Genomic DNA, 4,413 nt, shown 5'->3' on the forward strand with positions numbered 1-4,413 from the left:
GCGGGTGGAGCGGGCCGAGGGGTTTCTCGGGGATCGGTCGGGGGTCGTGCGGGCCTGTGCGCGGTATGTCGTGCGGCAGGGCGGGGGTGATCCGCCGGCGCTGTACCGGGCCTGGTGCCGTGCGGCGGAGCCCGCGCCGGGGGCCGTGATCGGGCTTGCCGAGTGCGGGGAGCGGCGGGACGCGGCTTTGTTGTGGCCGCTCGTCTCGCATCCGCGGGCTGCCGTGCGGGCGCGGGCCGTGGCCGGGTTGCGGGTGCTGGACGTCGTGGACGTACGGCGGATGCTGCCGTTGCTCGACGATCCGGCGCCCGGGGTCGTGCGGGAGGCGACGCTCGCGCTGTTGCCGTCGGCCGGGCTGGTGCCGGACGGGCCGCTCGTGGAGCGGCTCGCCGGCGGGTGGCCCCGGCATGTGCGCGTCGGCGCGTTCCGGCTGTTGGACGCGCGGGGCGGGATCGTGCGGCTGCGGGCCGCCGTGACCGTGCTTGATGATCCGGATGAGCGGTTGCGGGCCTGGGGTGCGCAGGTGGTGCGGCGGTGGCGTCTGGAGGAGGGGATGACGCCCGGGGATGCCGAGGTGGGTGAGCTGCTCGGGCGGGCGCGGCATCTGTTCAGTGAGTACGTGCTGACGCGGCGGCTGTGGGAGGCCGGGCTCAGCGGCTGACCTGCGCCCCCGCGCGCTCAGCGGATTCTCAGGGACCTTTTGCTCCGCCTAGGGCCGATCGGGACCACTTCATGGGAAGGCCCGGGTGCACACTGGGCGGTGGGACGAGTGCCTGACTGCGGGGTGATGGCAGATGCAGAGCCGCTTCCGGAGCGACCGGCGGTTGACCGTACGTATGGGTCTGACGCTGTTCCTGCTCGGGCTGTTGTACGTGGCGTTCGTGGCCGCGCTGATCGTGTTGCTGAAGTCCTGGGTGCTGGTCGTGGTGCTGGCGGGCGGGCTGCTCGTCGCGCAGTACTGGTTCTCCGACCGGATCGCGCTGTACGCGATGCACGGGCGGATCGTGGAGCGGGAGGAGTACCCCGAGCTGCACGGTGTGATCGACCGGCTGTGTGCCGTGGCCGACATGCCCAAGCCCGTCGTCGCCGTCTCCGACATCGACATGCCGAATGCCTTCGCCACCGGGCGGAACGCCGACCACGCCGTCGTCTGCGTGACCACCGGTCTGCTGCGGCGGCTGGAGCCGGCCGAGCTGGAGGGTGTGCTCGCGCACGAGCTGTCGCACGTGGCGCACAAGGACGTGGCCGTGATCACGGTGGCGTCGTTCCTCGGGGTGCTCGCCGGGCTGATGGTGCGGTTCGCGTTCTACTCGCAGATCTTCCGGGGACGCAAGGACCAGAACACGCTGGCCGTGTTCGCGGGGATCATGGGGATCTCTGCGGCCGTGTACGCGATCAGCTTCGTGCTGATCAGGGCGTTGTCCCGGTACCGGGAGCTGGCGGCGGACCGGGCGGCGGCGCTGCTCACCGGCAAGCCCTCGGCGCTGGCGTCCGCGCTCACCAAGGTCGACGGGGACATCGCCCGGATCCCGACCAAGGACCTGCGGACCGCGCAGGCCTTCAACGCCTTCTACTTCAGCCCGGCGAACGGCGCCGAGCCCGGTATCTCGCGGTTCTTCTCGACCCACCCGAGCCTGGAGCAGCGGCTCGACCAACTGGGGCGGATCTCCGCCGAGTTGGGTGAGGCGGCGGTGCCCGGTATCGGGAAGGCGGACTGAGGATGGGGTTGCTGGACATCCTGCTCGGCCGTACGAAACCGGTCGCTCCCGATCTCGACCAGCTGTTCGGGCTGCCCTCGGCGGCGGTGACGCTGGAGGCGGCGGCCGGGTTCCGGCAGACCGGGCGTGGTGCGGTGTGCTTCGCGACGGTGGAGGGCGGGGCGTTCGAGCAGACGCACCGGGAGGTCCAGGCGCTGCTGGACGCGGACGCGGAACGCACCGGGCCGCCGGTGGAGTTGACCCAGGACGCCTACGGCTACTCGTGGCTGGTCTCGCGCCGGACACCGGATCAGCTGTCGGCGCTGGTGAACGATCTGCACGCGGTGAACAGCGCGATGGAGGCCAACGGCTTCGGGCCTCAACTGCTGTGCTCGCTGGCCGGGTTCGAAGACGGAGGGGCTGACGGAGGGAGGCGGCTCGCTCTCGTCTATCTGTACAAGCGCGGGACGTTCTTCCCGTTCGCGCCGCTGGCCGGTGACGGCCAGCGGCGCGACAGCGCGCTGGAACTCCAGGTCAAGTCGATGCTCGGCAACGACCTGCGGATCGAGCAGGACCTGAGCCGGTGGTTCCCGGTGTGGGGCGCCCCCGGGTTGTGACGGGCGCCCCGGTCTCCTAATTGCTCTTCTGACGGGCCTGCCGACGGGACTCCAGGGGGCGCTCGCGCTGGTAGCGGCGCTCCCACTTGGCCTGCTTGTCACGGCGGTCGCGGTACGCGCGGTAGCTCGACGGGGTGCTTCCCGAGGAGGAACCGGCGCCCGACGAGGACGACGTGGACGATGAGGATGAGGTGGACGACGTCGAGTCCCTGCCGTACCGCACGTAGAGGAAGAGCACGGCGACGGCGGCGAGCCACCAGACGTGGTTTCCGAATCCTAGGACGACCAGGACGACGGTCCCGGAAAGGACGATGGTGCCCATGACGGGCCTCCGTGGGCGTGGGTGTGGTGGTGTCCGAGCGGTATGAACACTGTCCCGACAGGGCGCTGGGGTGGGCGGCCGACCGTCGGTGGGTTGGGTGCGAACGAGACTAGCGCCGACTCCGCAGGGTGACGCCTGCCCTGCGTGAAACGGTGGTGACCTGCTCCGCAATGCGTCTCCAGCGTAGGGAGTCGGTCACTCGGTGTGCATCTCATTTTTCTACGGATGGTCAGATGCCCGGTGCCGCCGAGACCACGCCTGCCGCCACGGCCGCGCCGAGAGCGGCGTGGTCGGCGGTCGTCTGGGTGGCGTAGGACAGGGCGAAGTCCGCCACGGCGCGTTCGAAGGTGTCGGTGCTGCCCAGGTAGGCGGCGATGGCGACGCGGTCGCCGGAGCGGGCGTGGGCCCGGGCGAGGGCGGTGCCGCAGAGGCGGGCGTAGGCCGTCAGAGCCCGCGGGCCCATGCCGGCGACGTCGGCGGAGCCCTTCATGTCGCGGAGCTGACGCCAGTAGAAGGCGCGGCCCTGCGGTCCCGTCATCCAGCCGAGGAAGATGTCGCTGGCCGCCTGGAGGAGGCGCTGGCCCGCTACGACCCGGTGGCCGGGGTGGACGTAGGGGCCGTTCGGCAGGTGCTCTTCCAGTACGGACTTCCGCGCCTCCTTGATCTGCAGGAACAGTGGGTCGTCCTGGTCGCGCCCCGCGAGCAGCACGATGAAGCAGCGGGTGCCCACGCTGCCGACGCCGACGACCTTGCGGGCGGCGTCGACGAAGCGGTAGCGGTCGAGGAGGAGGCGGCGTTCCTCGGAGAGCGTGGAGCGGTAGTCGCTGAAGATCTTGCGCAGGGAGGCCATGTCGGCGGCGCCGGCCGGTTCCAGGAGGGGCGGGTCGTGGACGATACGGCGGCGGCCGTCGACGGTCTCGGTCAGTTTGCCCACGGCGTGCAGGCTGGTGCGGCGGCGGGCCCGGGTGAGGCTGGACTCCACCCGGCGCCGGTGGCGGGCCGAACGCACCAGCGGCAGCAGGCTGTCGGCGTCGATCCGCTCGTACCAGACGGCGAGTTCGCCCTTGCGGGCCAGGCCGCGGAGGGCCGTACGGTACGCGGCTGTCGCCTCCAGCGCGGCGCGGTGGGCCTTCGTGTCGCTGTGGCCGTTCTCGCGGCCGGCGACGGCCACGCTCGCGGCGAGACGCTTCACGTCCCACTCGAAGGGGCCCGGGAACGTCTCGTCGAAGTCGTTGAGGTCGAAGAGCAGGGAGCGTTCCGGGGAGGCGTACAGGCCGAAGTTGAGGAGGTGCGCGTCGCCGCAGAGCTGGACGGTGAGGCCGGTGTGCGGTTGGGACGCCAGGTCGGCGGCCATCACGGCGGCCGAGCCGCGCAGGAAGGCGAAGGGGGAGGCGGCCATGCGGCCGTACCGGATCGGGAGGAGTTCCGGGAGTCTGTCCCGGCCCTGCCGTTCGAGTACGGCTACGGGGTCCGGGCGGTCCACGGCGGGGACCCAGCCGGCGTGGGCGGAACGGGCAACGCGTTTGCGCGCGGCGCGGCCCCGCTCCGCTCGGTCGGCCGGGGTGGTCATGTGCCGTGTCTTTGCATGCCGCCGCCTTCTGGGATGGCACCGCCTGTTGCTACGCAGTGAAACCGGGTCAGTGCGGGGGTGCATTCCGGGGACGTCGATCGGGTGAACGTTTACTGTCGGTCGAGAAGTGGACGTCTTCGAGGCGAGGTCGAGATGAGTCGCACCCCCCGTCACATCACCACCCCCGAGCGCCGGGCCCGGCTCGCC

At 71.3% G+C, this 4,413-nt stretch carries 4 protein-coding genes and 1 pseudogene; 3 read left to right on the forward strand and 2 right to left on the reverse strand.

Features of this window, described 5'->3' with window-relative positions:
- The 3 genes and pseudogenes from AC31A1_RS47430 to pspAB form a co-directional block, all read left to right on the forward strand.
- A pseudogene (locus tag AC31A1_RS47430) lies at positions 1-661 on the forward strand (hypothetical protein); the annotation flags it as partial.
- Between the two features lie 133 nt (positions 662-794).
- A complete protein-coding gene (htpX, locus tag AC31A1_RS47435) occupies positions 795-1,718 on the forward strand; it encodes a zinc metalloprotease HtpX (RefSeq protein ID WP_489659270.1) in 924 nt (307 codons plus the stop codon).
- Between the two features lie 2 nt (positions 1,719-1,720).
- On the forward strand, positions 1,721-2,314 hold the full coding sequence (gene pspAB / locus AC31A1_RS47440; RefSeq protein ID WP_489659271.1) for a PspA-associated protein PspAB: 594 nt from the start codon (positions 1,721-1,723) through the stop codon (positions 2,312-2,314).
- A 16-nt stretch (positions 2,315-2,330) separates the two neighbouring features.
- Here the strand turns inward: pspAB and AC31A1_RS47445 are convergent, their stop codons facing one another.
- Both AC31A1_RS47445 and AC31A1_RS47450 read right to left on the reverse strand, forming a co-directional pair.
- Positions 2,331-2,636, reverse strand: a complete 306-nt coding sequence (locus tag AC31A1_RS47445; RefSeq protein WP_489659272.1) for a hypothetical protein — start codon at positions 2,634-2,636, stop codon at positions 2,331-2,333.
- A 229-nt stretch (positions 2,637-2,865) separates the two neighbouring features.
- Positions 2,866-4,206 carry a DUF2252 domain-containing protein gene (locus AC31A1_RS47450; protein WP_489659273.1) on the reverse strand — a complete coding sequence of 447 codons (1,341 nt, stop codon included), beginning with the start codon at positions 4,204-4,206 and terminating at the stop codon, positions 2,866-2,868.
- Between the last annotated feature and the right edge of the window lie 207 nt (positions 4,207-4,413).

It is taken from the genome of Streptomyces sp. P5F9, from assembly GCF_057961495.1.